This is a genomic window from Brevibacillus sp. BD137, assembly GCF_041644655.1.
Lineage (GTDB): Bacteria > Bacillota > Bacilli > Brevibacillales > Brevibacillaceae > Brevibacillus > Brevibacillus brevis_D.
In genome coordinates, this window is record NZ_JAOTNO010000019.1 from 40,198 (window position 1) to 58,476 (window position 18,279).

Annotated in this window: 21 protein-coding genes and 1 pseudogene; 17 read left to right on the forward strand and 5 right to left on the reverse strand. The window is 47.6% G+C overall.

The features are described from left to right. Nucleotides 1–6: 6 nt before the first annotated feature. Nucleotides 7–1,608 (forward strand): HEAT repeat domain-containing protein, encoded by a 1,602-nt coding sequence (locus ODZ53_RS27045; RefSeq protein WP_372681317.1) that lies wholly within the window; start codon nt 7–9, stop codon nt 1,606–1,608. A 42-nt stretch (nt 1,609–1,650) separates the two neighbouring features. Here ODZ53_RS27045 and ODZ53_RS27050 read toward each other — a convergent pair whose 3' ends face one another. Then, entirely contained in the window at nt 1,651–2,661 is a 1,011-nt protein-coding gene (locus tag ODZ53_RS27050) for an alpha/beta fold hydrolase (protein ID WP_372681319.1), read from the reverse strand. Nucleotides 2,662–2,754: 93 nt separating this feature from the next. Here ODZ53_RS27050 and ODZ53_RS27055 point away from each other — a divergent pair, with 93 nt between their 5' ends. From ODZ53_RS27055 to ODZ53_RS27070, 4 genes are all read left to right on the forward strand, one after another. Further along, nucleotides 2,755–3,558 (forward strand): MerR family transcriptional regulator, encoded by an 804-nt coding sequence (locus ODZ53_RS27055; protein ID WP_372681321.1) that lies wholly within the window; start codon nt 2,755–2,757, stop codon nt 3,556–3,558. A 136-nt stretch (nt 3,559–3,694) separates the two neighbouring features. Next, a complete protein-coding gene (locus ODZ53_RS27060) occupies nt 3,695–4,474 on the forward strand; it encodes a cyclase family protein (RefSeq protein WP_372681323.1) in 780 nt (259 codons plus the stop codon). 10 nt (nt 4,475–4,484) lie between these two features. Then, entirely contained in the window at nt 4,485–4,874 is a 390-nt protein-coding gene (locus tag ODZ53_RS27065) for a hypothetical protein (protein WP_372681325.1), read from the forward strand. 20 nt (nt 4,875–4,894) lie between these two features. Continuing rightward, a complete protein-coding gene (locus ODZ53_RS27070) occupies nt 4,895–5,137 on the forward strand; it encodes a hypothetical protein (protein ID WP_137031316.1) in 243 nt (80 codons plus the stop codon). Between the two features lie 2 nt (nt 5,138–5,139). Here ODZ53_RS27070 and ODZ53_RS27075 read toward each other — a convergent pair whose 3' ends face one another. From ODZ53_RS27075 to ODZ53_RS27085, 3 genes are all read right to left on the reverse strand, one after another. Next, nucleotides 5,140–5,439, reverse strand: coding sequence for an Ada metal-binding domain-containing protein (locus ODZ53_RS27075; RefSeq protein ID WP_372681327.1), 300 nt, complete (start codon nt 5,437–5,439; stop codon nt 5,140–5,142). Between the two features lie 82 nt (nt 5,440–5,521). Continuing rightward, nucleotides 5,522–6,640 carry a deoxyribonuclease IV gene (locus tag ODZ53_RS27080; protein WP_016742722.1) on the reverse strand — a complete coding sequence of 373 codons (1,119 nt, stop codon included), beginning with the start codon at nt 6,638–6,640 and terminating at the stop codon, nt 5,522–5,524. Between the two features lie 19 nt (nt 6,641–6,659). Further along, nucleotides 6,660–7,592, reverse strand: a complete 933-nt coding sequence (locus ODZ53_RS27085) for a DNA-3-methyladenine glycosylase 2 (RefSeq protein ID WP_372681329.1) — start codon at nt 7,590–7,592, stop codon at nt 6,660–6,662. 170 nt (nt 7,593–7,762) lie between these two features. On the opposite strand from ODZ53_RS27085, the gene ODZ53_RS27090 reads away from it, so the two are divergent. From ODZ53_RS27090 to ODZ53_RS27140, 11 genes and pseudogenes are all read left to right on the forward strand, one after another. Continuing rightward, nucleotides 7,763–8,332 carry a bifunctional transcriptional activator/DNA repair enzyme AdaA gene (locus ODZ53_RS27090; RefSeq protein ID WP_199928604.1) on the forward strand — a complete coding sequence of 190 codons (570 nt, stop codon included), beginning with the start codon at nt 7,763–7,765 and terminating at the stop codon, nt 8,330–8,332. Nucleotides 8,333–8,436: 104 nt separating this feature from the next. Next, nucleotides 8,437–9,636 carry a serine hydrolase domain-containing protein gene (locus tag ODZ53_RS27095; RefSeq protein WP_372681331.1) on the forward strand — a complete coding sequence of 400 codons (1,200 nt, stop codon included), beginning with the start codon at nt 8,437–8,439 and terminating at the stop codon, nt 9,634–9,636. Between the two features lie 19 nt (nt 9,637–9,655). Next, on the forward strand, nt 9,656–10,762 hold the full coding sequence (locus ODZ53_RS27100) for a threonine aldolase family protein (protein ID WP_372681333.1): 1,107 nt from the start codon (nt 9,656–9,658) through the stop codon (nt 10,760–10,762). Nucleotides 10,763–10,852: 90 nt separating this feature from the next. Continuing rightward, nucleotides 10,853–11,368 (forward strand): GNAT family N-acetyltransferase, encoded by a 516-nt coding sequence (locus ODZ53_RS27105; RefSeq protein WP_372681335.1) that lies wholly within the window; start codon nt 10,853–10,855, stop codon nt 11,366–11,368. Nucleotides 11,369–11,474: 106 nt separating this feature from the next. After that, the gene (locus tag ODZ53_RS27110) at nt 11,475–11,978 is read left to right on the forward strand and encodes a DinB family protein (protein ID WP_372681337.1); all 504 of its coding nucleotides are present in this window, start codon (nt 11,475–11,477) and stop codon (nt 11,976–11,978) included. Nucleotides 11,979–12,189: 211 nt separating this feature from the next. Then, nucleotides 12,190–12,827, forward strand: a pseudogene (locus tag ODZ53_RS27115) (nitroreductase family protein). A 23-nt stretch (nt 12,828–12,850) separates the two neighbouring features. Beyond that, nucleotides 12,851–13,801 carry a ring-cleaving dioxygenase gene (locus tag ODZ53_RS27120; protein ID WP_372681339.1) on the forward strand — a complete coding sequence of 317 codons (951 nt, stop codon included), beginning with the start codon at nt 12,851–12,853 and terminating at the stop codon, nt 13,799–13,801. Then, a complete protein-coding gene (locus ODZ53_RS27125) occupies nt 13,798–14,415 on the forward strand; it encodes an alpha/beta hydrolase (RefSeq protein ID WP_372681341.1) in 618 nt (205 codons plus the stop codon). Before ODZ53_RS27120 ends, ODZ53_RS27125 begins: the two co-directional genes overlap by 4 nt. A 290-nt stretch (nt 14,416–14,705) precedes the next feature. Beyond that, nucleotides 14,706–15,386: a response regulator transcription factor gene (locus tag ODZ53_RS27130; protein ID WP_372681343.1), complete on the forward strand. Its 681-nt coding sequence runs from the start codon at nt 14,706–14,708 to the stop codon at nt 15,384–15,386. Next, entirely contained in the window at nt 15,383–16,792 is a 1,410-nt protein-coding gene (locus tag ODZ53_RS27135; protein WP_372681345.1) for a sensor histidine kinase, read from the forward strand. The genes ODZ53_RS27130 and ODZ53_RS27135 overlap by 4 nt, the downstream gene beginning before the upstream one ends. A gap of 26 nt (nt 16,793–16,818) precedes the next feature. Next, the gene (locus ODZ53_RS27140; protein WP_372681347.1) at nt 16,819–17,259 is read left to right on the forward strand and encodes a hypothetical protein; all 441 of its coding nucleotides are present in this window, start codon (nt 16,819–16,821) and stop codon (nt 17,257–17,259) included. 42 nt (nt 17,260–17,301) lie between these two features. On the opposite strand, the gene ODZ53_RS27145 is transcribed toward ODZ53_RS27140, so the two are convergent. Beyond that, nucleotides 17,302–17,676 carry an ArsR/SmtB family transcription factor gene (locus ODZ53_RS27145; RefSeq protein WP_035290894.1) on the reverse strand — a complete coding sequence of 125 codons (375 nt, stop codon included), beginning with the start codon at nt 17,674–17,676 and terminating at the stop codon, nt 17,302–17,304. Between the two features lie 142 nt (nt 17,677–17,818). On the opposite strand from ODZ53_RS27145, the gene ODZ53_RS27150 reads away from it, so the two are divergent. Then, entirely contained in the window at nt 17,819–18,115 is a 297-nt protein-coding gene (locus ODZ53_RS27150; RefSeq protein WP_064203145.1) for a hypothetical protein, read from the forward strand. The last annotated feature ends 164 nt before the right edge of the window (nt 18,116–18,279 follow it).

Sequence of the window (18,279 nt, forward strand, 5' to 3'; positions counted from 1 at the left end):
ATCGACATGAAGCAATTGACGCCGAAAGAACAAGGGCTTCTTGAGGAATTGTATAGATCGGACGAAAGAAAAGTAGAAATTCTCCACTCCTTGGGCAAGATGGGCAGCATGATCACTCTGACCTTTCTATTACCATTTGCCTTGGAGAAAGGAGAAGAAGTACGAAAAGCAACGCTTGCGGCTGTCCATCAAATAACCTCGCGCCTGCGTAGACAAGATTTCATTGGCTTGGATCAATACATACGGAGATTGACCCCTTATTCAAATAGAAACCAGTTGGCAGCGTGGCATGAATTGTTGCCGGAGGATATCCGGAACTTTTCGATAAACGATGAGGCAGACCTTAGCTTCATCGGAATTTGCAGCTTTCATCGAAATGGATATGTAAGGGAAGCAGCAATTGAAGTGTTGTTAAAACAGGTTACGGGTGCGGAGCTTCCATTTTTATTAATCCGCTTGAATGATTGGCAGCCCAAAATTCGTTATCTGGCGTTTAAGGCGTGCAAGGTGAGATTCCGTCCCAATTATGTGAAACACTTTCTCGAATCGATTTTTTTGTTGAAGCATTTGTCCGCCTACTATAACCGTGAAAAGTTTTCCGATTTCCTAGAGGAGATCGACGCAATGTTTCGTCATCCAGATAATCGGGACGTGTTACGCAGTGGTTTTCGCTCAAGGGACCCGATTGTTCGGCGATTTTGCTTTGATTTGGCACTCAACCTACGTGATATCGATCCAGATGAAGTCATTGCAGCGGCTTTGATTCAGAAGGATGCCATGATCAGGCTCCAGACGGTTAGGTATCTGTGCAAGCAGGACGACAATGAGCGTCTGCGAAAATGGCTCGATCGAATTCGCCGTGACGTTTTTCCTTCGATTCGCCAACTAGCCCTACAAGCTTATGTGGATCGCTTACCTGAAGAAGCGACGGATGCGTTGCTTGCTGCTCTGCTTGATGGACATAAATCCATCCGCGAAATGGCCCGATTTTATTTGAGGGACAAGAAGATCGATCTCGTTGCCTTCTATCGGGGGAAATTGATAGATGCCGAGGAGCAGGTGATATCAATAGCGATTGTGGGAGTAGGAGAAACGGGTGTGAAAGTACATGATCAATCGATTCTCCCGTTTTTGCGCCATGAAAATGAACGAATACAAAGAGCAGCCGTGAAGGCACTCGCTATGCTGAATCCGGATGATCACATTGAAGTTTTTATCCGCGCGCTACAAACCAATAAACGAAGCGCATCCCGTGAAGCAAGACAAATACTAGCGGATCGAGTAGAGCTTCGTCATACGGACATGCTCTGGGAGATGCTTGAAAAAGATGTGGGCCTTCATGTGAAGAAAAACATTCTCTTCTTATTTTCGAAGATGAACAAGGCGGACAGTATTTCATTATTATTACGGGCATGTGCTGTGCAGGAAAAAGAAATACGCGATGATGCAATCCTGCATGTCGAGTATTGGCTGTATGGATATAATAGAAGGTTCTACCTGCGATTAAAGGATGAACAGTGTGAAAAGATTAGCCATACTCTTGAAGTAGTTCGAAAGTTTCTGCCGGAAGATATAGCTGAATCCGTCGAGTCACTCTTGGCAAAATGATAAGGAAGGGCACCATTATAGGTGTCCCTCTACTTCGTATTTTCAGTTCGTTCCCAACAGTTCTTTTAACGTGTTATTAATAAAAGCGGTATCGACTGGGTTAAGTCCAAACCCAGCCAAGTGACCCCAGATTGATTCAATCGGCTTAAAGGTAGCGTTAGGGATGTGCTTCGTCTCATATTCACTGTCTTCTGGCGTGAAATACAAATCAGTCCGTACGGGCATCACAACCGTTCGTGCCTGGATGCTTCGTAAGGCTGTCTCAAAGTCTCCCTTGTACCTATCATTTTGGCTAATGTCGGCATGCTGCCACGTCCACATCATCGCCAGCAAGTCATTTGCATCCGAAGGAACAAAGCTCTCCTCCCAAAATCCCGAGATAAATTCGGAAAGTGTCTCATAGCCCAAAGCTTTATAGCATTCCTCTCGGTAAAATGGCTGTGAAAACCCCCAACTCGCATAAACGCGGCCCAAGGTACGTAAGCCCACCTCGGGAGGCGCTGTATACTGCCCGTTATTCCAAGTTACATCGGCTTGCAATGCTGCTCGGATGCCTTCGATCAAGACGATGTTATGCGGCCATGTTTTTGCGGTTCCGGCAAAAGGAGCCAATCTTTCGACCATATCTGGGTAGAGCGCCGCCCAATGAAAAGCCTGGATGGCCCCCATCGACCAGCCAGTTGCCAGCGCAATTTTTTTGATGCCAAACCTCTCCGTAATGAGTCGATGCTGAACTGCGACATTATCGTAGATCGTAACGTGTGGAAAATGGGACTGATCATACGGGCTTGCCGTGTTGCTCGGGGAGGACGATAGCCCGTTGCCGAGCATGTTGGGAATGATGATAAAATATTGATTCGGGTTCAAAGCCTTATCTTCCCCGATAAGCCATTCGTTTTGGTAATGCTGGTCTCCAAACGATGTAGGAAATATAATGACGTTATCCTTGGTTGCGTTGAGCGTGCCGTACGTTTTGTAAGCAATAAATGCATGCGGTAGTGTCACTCCTGACTGCAAGCGAACCTCTCCCAAGTGAAAAATGTCGTAATCCATTTCGCATTGCTCCTTTTCTAAGCATGATTGTTTTCAACTATAAACGTTCCCGTACAGGGGAAAGTCAAGGGGACGATAGAGTGAGGTTTTTCCATGTTTAAGATCAGTGAATTTTCCCGATTGAGCAGAGTGTCCCTAAAAACGCTTCGTTTTTATGACCAAATTGGCATTTTAAAGCCAGCGGATATCGACAAAGAGACTGGCTATCGGTTTTATGCAGCAGAGCAATTGGTTACGCTCAATCGAATCCTCATGTACAAGGACTTGGGATTTACGTTGCAACAAATTCAGCAATTGCTGCATGAAGAAATGTCCATAGACCAACTACAAGGCATATTCAGGCAGAAAGAAAGGGAGATGGAACGGCTACTTGAGGAGGAGCAAGCACGATTGAATCGAATCAAGGAGCGTCTGTTGTCGATCGAGCAAAAGGGTTACATAGAACAAGAGGTTGTCTTTAAACAAGTCGAAGCCCAAAAAGTTGTTTCATTCCGTTCAGAAGGGACGGTGGAAGAGATTCCGATGCTTTTTGATCAGCTGGCTCATTATGCAGGCAAGCAGCAGAGAGGGATGCTTTCCTCCATCGTTTTGTGGAAAGAGTCGGAGAGAGACGAGACGGCATTCGAATTAGAGATCGGCTATGTACTCAAACAGGACATTGCCTTGCCATCCGACAAGCTGGAAGTACGTATGCTGCCAGAGGAGCCGATGATGGCCACCCTGGTCCAACGCGTAGAGCCATTCGTTCCTTCTACGGCCTGTATTGACTTGGCAAAATGGATAGAGCGCAATCAATACCGGATCAAAAAAGATCAGCCAGGCAGAGAAAACTATCTGCAATCCCCACATGGGGGCGATACGTATATAGAAGTACAAATTCCCATAGAATCCCCATGAAGAAGGCCAGTACCTGTATAGACGATGAGGTACTGGCCTTTTGCTATGTTCATTTGACGATGGTGGAAGGCAGGTAGTACAGTAGGATTGATTGAAAATACAGAAAACTCAAAGGGAGAAAGAAGGGAATCCTGCTATGAATAGAAAAGCACGTCGGTTCATTGATCTGAGTGTGCCTCTTGATCGTCTGGCAAAAGAACCGTTCCCACCTGAGATTCAATACAATAGTCATGAAGAAGGGGCTGTCCAAGCCGCCCAGTATTTCGGATTGCAACCAACGGATTTTCCCGAACAGAAGGCTTGGGCGAGTGAAACAGTGACACTCACGACACATACAGGGACACATGTCGATGCTCCTTGGCATTACTGGCCTACTTCAGAGGGAGAGCCAGCGAAAACGATTGATCAGTTGCCGTTGGAGTGGTTCTACGGAGATGGTGTCCTGCTTGATTTTAGTGAAAAGCCGTCTGGCTATGAAATTACGGTGAAGGATGTGAAACAGAAGCTCGCCCTAATTGAATACGAACTGAAACCGTTCGATATTGTCCTGATCAGGACCGACGCGGATAAACGATACTATGAAGCGCACTATTTTCAATCACATGCGGGAGTATCCGCCGAAGCGACACATTGGTTGATCGATCAAGGAATCAAGGTCATGGGAACCGATGGGTGGGGATGGGATATCCCGTTTTCCGTTCAAGCCGCTGATTATAAACAAAATCCGCGCGATGGCGTTTTATGGGCAGCTCACTATGTGGGAAAAGAGAAGGAGTATTGCCAAATTGAAAAGCTGGCGAATTTGGAGCAATTGCCGAGGCCCTACGGGTTTACCGTTTCTGTGTTCCCTGTAAAAGTAAAGGGAGCAAGTGCGGGATGGGCGCGTCCTGTTGCTATTTTTGAAGAAGAGGAGTAGTTGCATGGGCATGAACAAGCGAGCGAAAGTTCTGTTCCTCCTATTCTTCTTGGGTTTTTGTTTCATCATGATCGCATATGTTTCTCTGATCTGGCATCCTGCATTACCATTCGACTCCAAGTCCAAAAGAGAAGTGACGGAGCTGTTGGGCGAAAACACGGGAACTATCGTCAAATTGACAACGGAGAAAAACGTCGATTGGTATGGGTATGGGCCGCAAGCGAATGAGGCTTCAGCGGCAGAAGCGATGAAACGAGCGGTGACAGAAAAAGGCTGGACCTTTATCCAACAAGATGGGGCCGGATACTTTTTTGAACGGGGGAAAGAGAAGCTAATCATTACCTCACAAATGTGGACGGGCAACTATGTACTCTTTCGAATCCCCGCAGGTGTTCTATAGAGAGACCAGGAGGCTGGCAAATGAGCCGGATTGATAAAAGAAATCGTTTAGACGAAAATCCCTTTCACTATCGAGTAGCAAAAGATCAGACGGTATTCATCGACTATCAAGGGAAGCTGGTAAAAACGTTAAAGGGGAAGGAAGCGGAAAGATTTCTGGATAAAATAAAGGCAGCGGAAGATGACAAAACGGTACAATTACACCTCGCGAAAATCACAGGGAATTTCAAGCGAGGAAATGAACGAAATGGAAAGACTCTTTAAATCTACGCTCGCAGCGCTTTCCACAACAAATATTTCTCCCGAAAACAAACAGCGCAAGGTCGATACCCCGCAGCAATAGCAGTAGCTTCATCCGCAAAAAATACGCGATGACGGACATAACCGCCTCGCGTAATAGCTCTGATGGCAGAGGGGCAATCCAGTCGGCCGTATATTTTGCGTGGTCGATAGCCCCCCAATGTACCCGGAGTATCACTTTGATAAAAGGAACGATCAGCTCCGAGCAGGGTGTATGTTTTGGCAGAGTCAGCATCTTGAGGTGCTGGCTTTTTCGGTGTAGGCATATGGCTCCCCCTCTATTGGTCATATGACGTTTTCACTCCAAAAGGAGGAAGCCACGGTCAGCCTACAAGTAGTGTTCTTACCTTACGAGTATTTCGGAATCGCGAAGTAGGCAGTCAAACGGTGGTTGATCTGTTCTTCGGTTAGCTCTGGGAACAGTCTCGCTTCCTTCACCATATCGTACAGACGCTCCATCGGCTCACGACCATCGGCTTTCTTTGCCTTCGCGTCGTTTTTGAGCAGCTCCCAAATCCCAACTACATACTCGCGTCTGGTGACATCTTGTTTGCGGAAAAAGAAATCGAGGCGCTCCACATGATCCATGAATTCGTTGCCGAAGCGCTTGTCCACTTCCCCGCGCAGGAGGGCGATTTCTGCTTCGTACATCGGACGCTCGTTGCCTTTTTCCTTGCTGATCCAAGGTGTCTCCAGTACAAGCGGCAGGTGGCGGATTTTCTCGTGGTTCACGATGTAATTCATCGCATCAAAGCCAATGAGTCCCGCACCAATTGGCGCATGGCGGTCTTTGCCTGCCCCGCGGAAGTTTTTGCTGTCATTCAAGTGAACGACGGCGAGACGATCCAAGCCGATTGTCCGGTCAAACTGTTCCAAGACGCCATCGAAGTCGTTGACGATATCATAGCCAGCGTCGTGAATGTGGCAAGTATCCATGCAGACGGTCAGTCTGTTATTGTCTTCTACTTTCTCGATGATGGCCGCGATTTCCTCAAAGCTGCGACCGATTTCCGTCCCTTTGCCCGCCATAGTCTCCAACGCGATTTTTACATCAGTGTCTTTAATGCCTGTCAAAACCTCATTCAAGCCTTCCGCGATTCGGGCGATGCCGTACTCCGCATCTTTGTCAGTGTAAGCACCAGGGTGCAGCACGATATTTTTGACACCAATGTAGTCGGTCCGGCGAATCTCTTCTTGCAGAAAGCGGACAGCGAGCTCATAGGTATCGTCCTTGTAAGAGCCCAAGTTAATAATGTACGGGGCATGTACCACAATTTCATCCACGCCCTGCTTCGCCATTACCTCTTTGCCTTCCGTAATGTACTGGTCCTCGATCGGCTTGCGGCGGGTGTTTTGCGGCGCACCCGTGTAGATCATAAAGGTACTCGAGCCGTAGGTGGCTGCTTCTTGGGCGGCATTCAGCAGTCCTTTACCGGAGAATGATACGTGCGAACCTATTTTTAGCATAGGATAGAACCTCCTTAGTTTAATAAAGAAAACGCCATAAATAAAAAGTAGCGTACGACTCCCAATTCGTCCAAGTCTTGGACAGCTCTCGTATTTCTGCTTTTGTCGGCTTTTTTTCTTTGTCTAGTAAAAATTTGATCGCATTGTGCAGGCCGACATCATCAATAGGAAAAGCAGAGGGCATTCGCAGACAGCGCATGAGCACATAATTGGCCGTCCACGGTCCAATCCCGCGGATACTGGTCAATCGTTTCTCCGCGGTTTGATAATCTCCTCCGTCCCATAATAGCTCTTTCGATAGTTTCCCTTCAACGATGAGTTGTGCGACGTCAATCAAATACTCGCATTTCTTGGTCGTCATGCGCAATCCATCCAGATCAGTGACGGATAATCCGGCGATTTTTTCTGCAGTGGGAAAAAGCCAATACGTCTCTCCTTCGAATTCTACCCGTCTTCCGAATGTCTCTACCAACCGTCGTTTAAGCGTGTACGCGTAGGTTAGGTTAATTTGTTGTCCAATGATTCCCCAACTGAGTGCTTCAAATAGGTCGGGAATACCCATGGTCCGCAGCCCGTAAAACTTTTCAACGGCCTGCTTTAGAAGAGCATCCCCTGCGGCAAGCTCATAAAACGGAACGAGATCCCTGTCCAGATCGAACCAGTCTCGCACATAGCGTGCTACTTCTGTTCGTACTTTTTCATTGGGAAGTGAAGGGCTGAGAAAACGCACAGTCAATCCTTGATTATTCTCTGCGTGAATTTCGACCACTTGTGAATCTTGTTCCATCGGGATGGCTTTGTAGAGGCGCCCGTTTCGAATGTGAAACATGCATTCGTTGGATGCTCTGGACAAGTAGTGAAGATTTTGCGGAAAACTAAATTCCGTAGGTACGGACAAAATGATTTCATCTCTATTATCGACCCAAGCCGAGTGGGATAGACCGCTTGTCATATGAAAACCTCCTGTCTGACTTCCTCCTAGTTTTATACCAAGATAAGCGGAGCTGTCATTTCGTTATCTTGCTATTTTAATCTTTCTAGCAGTACGGATCATGTAGTGTGGGGGTATACTGTCGGTAAGAGCAAGCGATTCGATGGCAGCTATGGCAAAGGAGATGACATGTGTTGGAGGAACGGGTAACCGATGAGCGATGGCAGGCTATTATTCATAACGATGTGTCTTACGATGATCAATTTTTTTATGCGGTAAAAACGACGAAGATCTTTTGTAGACCGTCATGCAAGTCGAAGCCACCGAAGAGGGAGAATGTGCGGGTTTTCCAAAATGCAAGCCAAGCCCTGCGGGAAGAATTTCGGCCATGTAAACGTTGCAAGCCCACGGGAGAGAGGTTGCCTGATCGTGAGTGGGTGGCACAAATTACACAGTATATTGATTCTCATTATAACGAAAAGCTGACGTTGGAGCATTTGGCTGATATGTGCCATGGCAGTCCGTTTCATTTGCAGCGAACGTTTAAACGACTCATGGATATGACGCCCGTGGAGTACATCCAGAAAAAGCGGATAGAAAGGGCGCGAGAGCTGCTGGCTCATTCGAACAACCAGATCGCGGATGTGGCGCAATTGGTAGGAATGCCGAATACGCCGTATTTTATCACATTGTTTAAAAAAATGACGGGTAAGACCCCGAGTGAATATCGCCAACTGTACGTCAAACAACAAACGACATGAGCTGCTTGTGAAATGTGATATCTTTAGAAGTAAGAAGCATCAGCATCTGAGAATAACGACCACTTCCATGATAGTTTTTACAAACGGGACGGAGGGGTTAAAGGATGAGTAAGGGAGCATTTTCACTAGACAGGCTCGGACGCATGCATGACAGGCTGAGTGGCTATGTCGAGCGCGGAGAACTGCCAGGACTGGTCTCACTGGTTTATCGTAAAGGTGAGGTGCATGTCGATGCGATTGGCATGCAATCACTGGAGGGCGGTGAACCGATGCGGCGTGACACGATTTTTCGCATCGCTTCCATGACGAAGCCGATTGTTGCAGTAGCCGCCATGATTTTGGTGGAGGAATGTCGGGTGCGGCTGGATGAGAGTGTAGATCGATGGCTGCCAGAACTGAGTCAGCGTCAGGTGTTGCGTAGAATCGATAGTCCGTTGGATGACACGGTACCAGCCAAGCGTCCAATTACGCTCCGTGATTTGCTTACCTTTCAGCTTGGGTTCGGATACATCATGGCTCCTCCGGACGTGTACCCCATTCAGCGCGCCATGGCAGAAAACGGATTCGCCCCTGGACCGGACCTCCCTACAAAATCACCAGATGAATGGATGAAGCAGTTCGAGAGCTTGCCACTGATCCACCAACCGGGAGAATCATGGGCGTATCATATCGGATCCGATGTCCTGGGTGTACTTATTTCACGCATAACCGGACAATCGTTTGAAGCATTTCTACAGGAACGTATTTTTGAGCCGCTCGGCATGAAGGATACCGGATTTCATGTTCCGGCGGAAAAGCTGGATAGGCTGCCACCGAGCTACATGCGTGATTCCACCAATGGAGGACTGAAGGTTCACGATGATCCAAAAACGGGTCAGTGGAGCAAGCCGCCGGTTTTCCAGTCAGGTGGGGGAGGGCTTGTCTCCACCGTGGACGACTATTTGGCGTTTTGCCAGATGATGCTGGGCAAGGGACGTTACGGACGCGAGCGCATTTTGTCCCGTCCATCCGTAGAGCTGATGACAATGGATCATCTGACAGCACAACAGAAGGCTGATTTCCATGTTTTCTTCGGTGGACATAGTAGCTGGGGCTTCGGAATGGCGGTAAACATCAGTCGTTATGATCTGTGGACAGTGCCTGGGCGATTTGGCTGGGACGGTGGTTTCGGAACGTCAGCCTACACAGATCCGCAGGAAGAAATGATTGGCATTCTCCTGACGCAGCGTCTGATGGATTCACCACAACCACCTGGTGCTTTCCTTGATTTCTGGACCACTGCCTATCAAGCGATTGAAGATTAGAAAAAGGAGCCCTGCCAAGATGAACGAGACGAAAACCTTGCGAGAAGTATTTAAAAAGACCACTTATCCAATCGCCGGGCACAGCAAGAGAGACCTCCATCAATTGCAGCAGGTCCTGTCCAGGGTGGATGGGAATGTGGAGGGCGATATGTACGGAACAGGCGAACTCATCGAGAATTTCCAGCGCAAGATGGCCGAATATTTGGGCAAAGAGTCTGCCGTGTTCTTTCCGAGCGGTACGATGGCCCAACAAATCGCGTTACGCATCTGGTGCGATGAGAAGGGAATCAAAAAGGTCGCCTATCATCCGCTGTGCCACTTGGAGATCCACGAGGAGGATGGGCTCAAGGAGCTACATCAAATCGAGGCTGTCTTGCTGGCGGATAAAAACAGCGTGATTGAATTGGACGATGTTCTCGACATGGACGACGATATCGCGTGCCTGTTGCTGGAATTGCCACAGCGTGAGATTGGCGGACAGCTGCCCGCGTATGAGAATTTGGAGGCGATCTCCTGTTATTGTCGGGAAAAAGGAATTCGCCTGCATCTGGATGGTGCCCGGCTTTTGGAAATCCTGCCGTATTACCAGAAGACAGCCGAGGAGGTATGCGCATTGTTCGATAGCGTGTACGTTTCCTTTTACAAAGGGATAGGCGGAATTGCCGGGGCGATCCTGGCTGGGGATGAAGACTTCACGAAGCAATCGAAGGTATGGAAAAGACGCCATGGCGGGGACCTGATTAGTTTGTACCCGTATATTGTCACGGCAGAATACCATTTTGAGCAGAGAAAGCATAAATTCAGTCAATATTACGAGCATGCAAAAGAGCTGGCGGCACTCTACAATCAATGCCAGGGGATATCCACGAGACCGACCGTGCCTGTGTCCAACATGTTTCATGTTCACGCAAATTTGCCGAAGGAAGAGCTCGAGCGTATCATGGTCTCACTTAGTGAAGAGACAGGAATTGGCTTCACGCATTATGTCAGACATGATGACGAATCTTCTAGCTCCTATGAGGTAAGTATTGGCGATCGGTATGCGATGATCCCGAAGGAAGAGCTGGCATTGGCGTTCGAAAAGCTGCATCAGAAAATAGGGGAGCAGAAATCAAATGCCGTGTAAATGAATCAATTTCGGGGCGGTGGCAGTCTGGTGCTTACAGATCATACCAAGCTGCCGCTAATTTCTCCGTAAGAAGAGAAAGGAACCAAGATGTTCATTATCAGACCGTACGAAAAAAGCGACTACCCTTCAATCATGGCTTACGATTTGCCACAAGAACAAGCGATCTACACATCTATTCCAGTCGATGTGATCGAAGCAACTCAAAACAATCCTGGTTATAAGCCCTATGTAGTTTTCGACGAAGGCCATTTAATCGGCTGTTTTGCCTTATTCACACCATACACAGGCAATCCCTACACACCAAATGACCAGGCGATTATTTTCAAATCATTTTCGATCGATTCCCGCCATCAAAAGAAGGGCTACGCCTTGCGAGTATTCCAGGGCTTGGCTGACATCGCGAGAGAGCATTACCCGGAGCGAGATGAAATCGTGTTGACGGTTCATCATACGAATACGCCCGCGATCCAACTGTATAAAAAGGCGGGGCTAGTCGATCAAGGATGGAGATTTGCGGGCGAGTATGGCGAAGAGCTGATTTTTCATCTCGATTTGACAGCATCCACATGTAGTAGCGAAAAGCCCCTTTCTGGCAGCGTGTAAGAAAGGGGTTTTTCATTTTGGCTGGAGAAGGAAGCATCACTGACCGTATTTGTCAGGGAAGCAGGTCTATGATAGAGCTATCGACGAACCAAGAGGGGGCTTTATCATGACACACTATGCCAAAAACATGTACGACTTTCACGCGTGGGCGAATCAGACGTTAATCAATCGCTTGAAGGAACTTCCGGAAGGTGTTTACGAGCAGGAGGTCCAAAGCGTTTTCCCGACTGTTGCAAAAGTAATGGAGCATATTTATATGGTGGATCAAAGCTGGCTTCTCATATTGCTGGGGATGGATATGCAAGCTGCCATGGATGAGACATGGCAGCAAGAGAAGAAAATTACGGGGAAAAGCCTGGAGGAAGTAGAGCAGTTGTATGCCGAGTTGGTCGAGCAATTCAGAGCTTTTCTCAGCCAAGAAGAAGATTTGGAGCGGCGCATTGTCCTTGATAATCCGTACACGAGAGTACGCAATACGAGCTTGGCAGAAATCATCATGCAAGTGGTCAATCACGGAACGTATCATCGTGGAAATATAACAGCGATGCTGCGCCAAATGGGGTATCCTTCTGTCATGACCGAGTATGCTCTATATTGGTACGCCAACTGAAAATAGCTTTAGGCTGGAAGAGATTTCATTCTTCTGGCCTTGGGCTGTTGACAAGGGAGAATTTTCGTCCTATAATTATCTTAAATTCAAGATATTCATTTTTGTAACATCGTCATCCTACTTCCCCAAGCAGGAACATTTTTAAATCCATTATCTTTAATTTGAGATATTAAAAAATGAATGAGATAGAAAAAATCGAGGAGGAAGTCCCATGAGTGAATTCACTACCCTTGTAAAAAACAGAAGATCCGCAAACAAGTTTCTAACGGACGTAACGATAACACCAGCTGAGATCGATGAAATCATGTCGCTGGTCAAATTCGCACCATCAGCATTCAATTTGCAGCATGCCCATTATGTAGTTGTCATCGATCCAGAAGCCAAAGAGCGTGTATATGAAGCGGCATATAGACAATATAAGGTAAAGACCGCGTCAGCAGTAGTGCTTGTATTTGGAGACAAGGAAGCGTACCAAAGCGTAGAGCGCATTAATGAAGGTCTGCTTCATTTAGGAATTATGGATCAACGCGAGTACGAACACAACAATTCTCAAGTCAGAGCAATGCACGAGGCTGGAGGAGAGCAGTTCAAGCGTGATGAAGCAATCCGCAATGCCAATTTGTCCGCAATGCTGTTCATGCTCGCTGCAAAGGATAAAGGCTGGGATACGTGCCCGATGATCGGATTCGACCCGGTAGCGTGCAAGAGATAGCGAAGGTTCCGGACAGCTTTGTGCCAGCATTGATGATCACGATTGGAAAAGAAGATACATCCAGCCAGCGTGCCAGAGGGTACCGCAAGCCCGTTGGAGAGTTCGTAAGCTACAATACATTCCAAGCAACTAAATAATAAATTTGAGGAGGCAATTCAAAATGACACAGCAAACAGCAGGAATTCACCATATCACAGCTTTTGTAACAAGCGCCCAAGATAACGTTGATTTTTATGCAGGGTTTCTCGGATTGCGCTTGGTGAAAAAAACGATCAACTTCGATGCACCAGATGTATATCATCTGTACTTCGGGAATGAGGTAGGTAGTCCAGGAACTGCGATCACCTTTTTCCCGTGGGAAACTGGTCGCCGTGGACGCGTTGGCGGTGGGCAGGTTGGCTATACAACTTTCTTGATTCCGGTGGGGGCGTTTTCCTTCTGGGAGGATCGACTGAAAAAATTCGGAATCGAGTACAGCCGCGTGGAGCGTTTTAATGAAACGTATCTGCAATTTACAGACAGAGACGGCTTACAGCTGGAGATCGTGGAACGTGAAGGCGGTCCAGCGAGCAAATGGTCCTTTGGCGGAGTGCCAGCTGACAAGGCCATCAAAGGCTTCGGCGGAGCGATCCTGTACAGCATGGCTCCAGCCCACACCATGGATGTTCTCGAGAGACTGATGGGACTGACCAGAGTCGGCGAAGAAAACGGTCTTGTCCGTTTCAAAGCTCACGGCGATTTGGGAAATGTCATTGATGTGAATGCCGAGCCGATACCAAGAGGAGCAGGCGGAGCAGGTACGATCCACCATATCGCATGGCGTGCCGTAGACGATCAGGATCACCAACTGTGGCAACAGCGTGCGGCTCAATCCGGTCTCCATCCGACGGATATTATCGACCGTCAATATTTCAACGCCATCTACTTCCGCGAGCCAGGCGAGATTTTGTTTGAGATTGCAACAGATCCTCCAGGCTTTGAACGAGATGAGCCATTTGAGGCATTGGGTGAAAAACTGATGCTCCCTGAGTGGTATGAGCCACGTCGTGCCCAGATTGAGCAAGGCTTGACGCCGATTACAGTCAGAGTGTTGGAGGAAGATAAATCATGAATTTGAAGCACATTTTTCGAAAAGGAACCGAATCAGAAGCACCAACCCTGTTGTTGCTTCATGGCACGGGCGGAGATGAGAACAATCTCTTGCCACTGGCCGATCGCATTTATCCAGGCGCTTCTGTTCTGAGCGTCCGTGGGAATGTTCTCGAAAACGGCATGCCGCGATTTTTCCGACGCTTGGCAGAGGGAGTTTTTGACGAAGAAGATTTGGTCTACCGCACGCAGGAGCTGCATGAGTTTTTGGATCAAGCGGCGGTTACGTATCAGATCGACCGCGACAATATCGTGGCAGTTGGCTATTCGAACGGGGCAAATATTGCAGGTAGTCTCCTGTTCCATTACCCGAATCCGCTAAAAGGAGCGATTCTTTACCACCCAATGGTTCCACGTCGTGGGATCGCTCTGCCTGATATGTCAGCCATCCCGGTGTTCATCGGAGCGGGCACGAATGATCCGATCTGTACTGCACAAGAGACGGAGGAGCTGAACCAACTACTGACAGAAGCAGGTGCTGACGTGACGGTGCATTGGGATTCGTATGGTCATCAGCTCACGGTGAAAGAAGTAGAGGCTTCGGCCGCGTGGTTTACGGAGAAGTTTCGCAAGTAATGGATGAGTAACAAGAGCGGCGGACCTCAGTGTCTGCCGCTTTTTTGTTCGCGCAAACAGTTGTTTTTCCGGGAAAATAGCATGTTTCCCGCAGATTTAATCAAATGTGTAAGAGTCTTCAAGAGCCAGCAGGATTCGTTCATCTCTTGTTCATATTGCTTCTTTACGATTGATCCGACTAGATAGGCGCAAGCCAGTGACGATTTGCAGGAGGATCGACAAGTGAGTATCATTCAAAATAATGATGAAGCAAGAGAACTAGAGGGCGGAGTAGCAAGGGGGCCAGCTTGATGAAACTGACGATACTGATTGCAGATGACGACCCACATGTACGTGAGCTATTGCGATTTTACTTAGCAAAAGAAGGGTACAACGTCTTGGCTTGTGTGGATGGAGAAGAGGCTTCACAACTGTTGGAACAGGAATCCGTCCAGCTCGCAATCGTGGATGTGATGATGCCAGGCAAAAACGGTTGGGAGCTGTGCCGGGAGATCAGAGAATTTTACGACCTTCCTGTTATCCTGCTAACGGCAAAAGGAGAGGTGCGGGATAAGGAAAAAGGTTTTTTGGCGGGGACGGATGATTATTTGACCAAGCCATTTGAGCCTACCGAATTGCTGTACCGCATCAAGGCCTTGCTGCGTCGCTATCAGATGGTCAGCAAACAAATCATTGTCATGAATGATACTGTCATTGATCGGATCAGCCATGTCGTGAAGGTGAAAGATGAGTTGATTCATTTACCTTTAAAGGAATTTGAACTGCTTGCCCAGCTTGCCAGTTTTCCTGATCGGATTTTTACCCGGGATCAACTGTTGGAGCTTGTGTGGGGCGGCGATACCGTGAGCGATAGTCGTACCATCGATGTGCATATTAAGCGGCTGCGAGAAAAGTTTACGGAGAAAACAAATGACTTTGTCATTTCTACCGTTCGCGGCTTAGGCTACAAGTTGGAGGTACGAGGCACGTGAAATCTCTCTACGTTCGGGTAGTTCTTACCTTCGTCGCCATTGTACTAATTAGCGGCACGCTGGGATTTTTGCTGGCAAATGAGTATTATCAACGAAATCTACGCGCTTATAATGAACAAAAAATCATGAGCATCGGACAGCAAATGATTGATTTGTATGAGCATAAATCGTCGCTCGACCTGCCCGCCTTTATGACTCATGTCGCCAATTTGAATTTTCAGCTGTATCTCGTGGATGAGAATGGTGCAGCAAGCCAGTTCGGAGCGCCTTTTCGCGATCAGCAGATAGAACCTGCCATTATTCAAAAAGTGTTGGCGGGTGAGACCTACAGAGGGATTACAGAAGAACAGCACGGCTTGTTTGTGACCGGATTTTTTGAAAACACGTTGACAAACAGCATTGGCTTGCCGCTTACAGCAGAAGGGAAAAAATACGCTCTGTTTGTACGGCCAAATATTGAGCAGCAGTTTGGCGAGGTGCACATTATGTTTGCTTTGCTGCTGGCAGCGATGTTTATGCTGAGCTTGGTCCTGATCTTGATCTTTACCCGTTACTTGGTGAAGCCGATCGAGAAGCTGAGCCATGCGACCAAAAAACTGGCAGAAGGCGAGTACGATATCCACTTGGACATCTCTCGCCGGGATGAAATCGGCGATTTGGCTATGCATTTTGCCAGGATGACAGAGTCTCTCAAGCAATTAGATGAGATGCGCCAAGAGTTTGTCTCCAATGTCTCTCATGAAATTCAGTCTCCATTGACATCGATCCAAGGCTTTTCTCAAGCCATCCGCAGCGGTGGTGTGACGAACGAACAGAGGGAAACGTACTTGACTATCATCGAAGAGGAGAGCAGGCGGCTGTCTTCCTTGAGCAAACAGCTGTTGACGCTCGCTTCCCTGGACAAGGAGACAGGTCTGTACGAACCGACACGTTTTCGTCTCGATGAGCAGATCAGGCAAGTCCTCTTAGTTTTGGAGCATCAGTGGCAACAAAAAAAGCTCACGATGGAGCTGACCTTACCGGAGACCTTTATCGTGGGTGACAAGCAGCTGCTCAATCAGGTATGGATGAACCTGATTGCCAATAGTATCAAATTCACCCCAAAGGCTGGCACTATTTATATTATGATACAGAAGGATACGCGAATCGTCGTGACCATTCGGGATACGGGGATTGGCATGTCAGAAGAAGAGCTGGAGCATGTCTTTGACCGTTTTTACAAAGGAGACAAGTCACGCAATCGGGAAGCGACGGGAAGCGGTCTGGGTCTTTCAATCGTGCAAAAGATTTTGCAGGTCGCAAAAGGCGGCATACATATTCGAAGTCGTATAGGCGAAGGGACAACGGTTACGGTCAGCCTCCCGACGGGTGAACATCCTACTACGCGAACGACAAAGGAATCATAACGAAGCAAAGCAAAGGAGTGATTTCCATGAATATCGGCATGCGTATACTCGCCGCAGTCATATCCCCTTTTATTACCGGTCTGTATGCTGCGCTGATCATCTACCTTTATCGTGATCCAAGCGCGCCGTACGGGTTTGGAAAAGAGTATTTGCTGGGCGTACTCATAAGCATGGCAATGAACCTGATTGTCTTCGTATGGCTGTCGATATTCGTGGACTGGCTAGTGAGTCGGTCACACTTGATCGGGTGGAAAAAATACGTTGTGCGTTTCGCAGGATATGCTGTCATCGGTTATGTACCTGTACTTTTTCAATGGCTAAAGAGTGTTGATCCGCATGCCGCATTGTTTTATCCGCAGGCAACAGTTTTTGTGTTCGCTTCGATCTGTTACTTTCTTATATTTGTGGGAATAGAGGCGATCAGGAAGCGGTTTACCCGGAAAACGAGTGGTAACCGCCATGTTTAATCAAATGTTTAAAATGCTAGAGTAACAAAAAAGCCCGAGCAATCAGGTAGCTCGGACAATGGTTTTCTGTTCTTTGGCGTGTTCAATCCCCGCAGATATGAGATGGCGTACATGGTCATCATCCAACGAGTAAAAAACGAGCTTTCCTTCTTTGCGGTACTTGGCCAGTCCCATGTTGCGAAGAAGCCGCAGATGGTGGGAGGTGTTAGCGATCGAGCTTCCGATGATAGCAGCCACATCACAGACACAGAGCTCGTCTTCCATCGAGAGGATGTGAATGATTTTGGCGCGGGTGTCATCAGCCAACGCCTTGAAGATTTTTGCTACCCCTTCTGATTCTGTGGCGAACGGCTTTAACCGATTTACTTTTTCCTCATCAAAACATTGGATTTCACAGATGTCATCCACTGTAACCATCACCTCATGCTCTACAATGTCCTACTATTATAGACATTCGCAGAGAAAGTGAAAAGGAAAAACGACATTTTGATGGCAGTGTAGTGTCCCTCTCTGTTTTCGTGTAAGATGAACATGATCCAAGAAATGGGGAGAGAATACCATGAGTGCGCAACCAAAGTGCCCGAAGTGCCGTTCTGCGAAAATCGATTTGACGGAATCGATCAATAAGCCATTATACATAACCATTTATGCAGCAGTTTTGGCAGTGCTTGCCTTGATCGGTATTTCGGTGAAAGGGACTCCTGTCATCTTTTTGTTCCTCGGACTATCAGGGGCCTTTATCCTGTTTGCCGTTCGTCTTGCTTTAGAAAAGCGCAAAGTAATCAAGTGCAAATGTCTGGACTGTGGGGAGCGTTGGCAGACTACCCCAACACCTGTAGAAGCCCGGACCAAGTAACAAGACTCCTAAGTAAAATAGGGGTCTTTTTCTTTATTCCCAGTCTGTAAAAAAATGGGCGAAATATTCAAATCAATTCTTGAACGAACCAGAAGGATGCGATAATATAATAATTAAATATTTGTTTGAATGTTTGTGGATTGATTTCATTCGAAGCTGGGCAA

What these genes read in the sequence shown, in the direction of transcription:
- ODZ53_RS27145 (WP_035290894.1), bottom strand. Translation starts at nt 17,676, where the DNA reads ATGGTTACAGTGGATGACATCTGTGAAATCCAATGTTTTGATGAGGAA.
- ODZ53_RS27060 (WP_372681323.1), top strand. Translation starts at nt 3,695, where the DNA reads ATGAATAGAAAAGCACGTCGGTTCATTGATCTGAGTGTGCCTCTTGAT.
- ODZ53_RS27150 (WP_064203145.1), top strand. Translation starts at nt 17,819, where the DNA reads ATGAGTGCGCAACCAAAGTGCCCGAAGTGCCGTTCTGCGAAAATCGAT.
- ODZ53_RS27120 (WP_372681339.1), top strand. Translation starts at nt 12,851, where the DNA reads ATGACACAGCAAACAGCAGGAATTCACCATATCACAGCTTTTGTAACA.
- ODZ53_RS27125 (WP_372681341.1), top strand. Translation starts at nt 13,798, where the DNA reads ATGAATTTGAAGCACATTTTTCGAAAAGGAACCGAATCAGAAGCACCA.
- ODZ53_RS27100 (WP_372681333.1), top strand. Translation starts at nt 9,656, where the DNA reads ATGAACGAGACGAAAACCTTGCGAGAAGTATTTAAAAAGACCACTTAT.
- ODZ53_RS27105 (WP_372681335.1), top strand. Translation starts at nt 10,853, where the DNA reads ATGTTCATTATCAGACCGTACGAAAAAAGCGACTACCCTTCAATCATG.
- ODZ53_RS27085 (WP_372681329.1), bottom strand. Translation starts at nt 7,592, where the DNA reads ATGACAAGCGGTCTATCCCACTCGGCTTGGGTCGATAATAGAGATGAA.
- ODZ53_RS27050 (WP_372681319.1), bottom strand. Translation starts at nt 2,661, where the DNA reads ATGGATTACGACATTTTTCACTTGGGAGAGGTTCGCTTGCAGTCAGGA.
- ODZ53_RS27065 (WP_372681325.1), top strand. Translation starts at nt 4,485, where the DNA reads ATGAACAAGCGAGCGAAAGTTCTGTTCCTCCTATTCTTCTTGGGTTTT.
- ODZ53_RS27045 (WP_372681317.1), top strand. Translation starts at nt 7, where the DNA reads ATGAAGCAATTGACGCCGAAAGAACAAGGGCTTCTTGAGGAATTGTAT.
- ODZ53_RS27080 (WP_016742722.1), bottom strand. Translation starts at nt 6,640, where the DNA reads ATGCTAAAAATAGGTTCGCACGTATCATTCTCCGGTAAAGGACTGCTG.
- ODZ53_RS27055 (WP_372681321.1), top strand. Translation starts at nt 2,755, where the DNA reads ATGTTTAAGATCAGTGAATTTTCCCGATTGAGCAGAGTGTCCCTAAAA.
- ODZ53_RS27070 (WP_137031316.1), top strand. Translation starts at nt 4,895, where the DNA reads ATGAGCCGGATTGATAAAAGAAATCGTTTAGACGAAAATCCCTTTCAC.
- ODZ53_RS27140 (WP_372681347.1), top strand. Translation starts at nt 16,819, where the DNA reads ATGAATATCGGCATGCGTATACTCGCCGCAGTCATATCCCCTTTTATT.
- ODZ53_RS27095 (WP_372681331.1), top strand. Translation starts at nt 8,437, where the DNA reads ATGAGTAAGGGAGCATTTTCACTAGACAGGCTCGGACGCATGCATGAC.
- ODZ53_RS27075 (WP_372681327.1), bottom strand. Translation starts at nt 5,439, where the DNA reads ATGCCTACACCGAAAAAGCCAGCACCTCAAGATGCTGACTCTGCCAAA.
- ODZ53_RS27130 (WP_372681343.1), top strand. Translation starts at nt 14,706, where the DNA reads ATGAAACTGACGATACTGATTGCAGATGACGACCCACATGTACGTGAG.
- ODZ53_RS27110 (WP_372681337.1), top strand. Translation starts at nt 11,475, where the DNA reads ATGACACACTATGCCAAAAACATGTACGACTTTCACGCGTGGGCGAAT.